The sequence below is a fragment of the Fibrella rubiginis genome, assembly GCF_017353185.1.
Lineage (GTDB): Bacteria > Bacteroidota > Bacteroidia > Cytophagales > Spirosomataceae > Fibrella > Fibrella rubiginis.
Genome location: NZ_JAFMYV010000039.1, coordinates 1 through 671, shown reverse-complemented (window position 1 = coordinate 671; position 671 = coordinate 1). Strand labels below are relative to the sequence as shown.

Here is a 671-nt window from a genome sequence, read left to right as displayed (position 1 = left end):
GCAGCCGCTGGCGTTGGTCACCGTCACGCTGTAGGTGGTGGTGGTCGTGGGCGAGACGGGGATCGATGCCGTAGTGGCCCCTGTTGACCAGACATAGCTCGTGCCCCCTGAAGCCGTCAGGGTAGTGGAGGTGCCGTTGCAGATAGTCAGGCTAGGGCTGGCGGCAATCGTAGCGGTGACGGCGGGGTTGACCGTCACGGTGGCTGAGGTGAGGGCCGAGCAGCCACTGGCATTGCTCACCGTGACGCTGTAGGTGGTGGTAGTCGTGGGCGATACGACCACGCTCTGGGTGTTGCCCGTGCCCGTTGGCGCCCAGTTGTAGCTGAAGCCACTGCCGCCCGATGCGTTAGCTGTTAGCGTAGCCGAAGTACCGTTACAAATGGTCTGGTTAGCCACCGTAGCGGTCACAGCCGGGTTGACCGTCACGGTGCCGGCGGCAAGGGCTGAACAGCCGCTGGCGTTGGTTACTGTCACGGAGTAAATCGTGGTGGTGGACGGTGAGACGACCAGCGTCCCTGTGCTGTTGCTAGTGCCGTTGCTGAAGCTGTAGCTCGTACCACCCGTGGCCGTGAGCGTAGCCGAAGTGCCGTTACAGATGGTGGCACTGCTGAGCGTGGCGGTCACGGCGGGGTTGACGGTGACCGTAGCTGATGTGACAGCCGAACAACCGT

The 671-nt window shown here is 63.2% G+C and carries 1 protein-coding gene; it reads right to left on the bottom strand.

Going from position 1 to position 671, the window contains the following annotated elements:
• The coding region (locus J2I47_RS26370; RefSeq protein WP_445451877.1) for an Ig-like domain-containing protein at window positions 1–671 on the bottom strand (671 nt) is incomplete at both ends.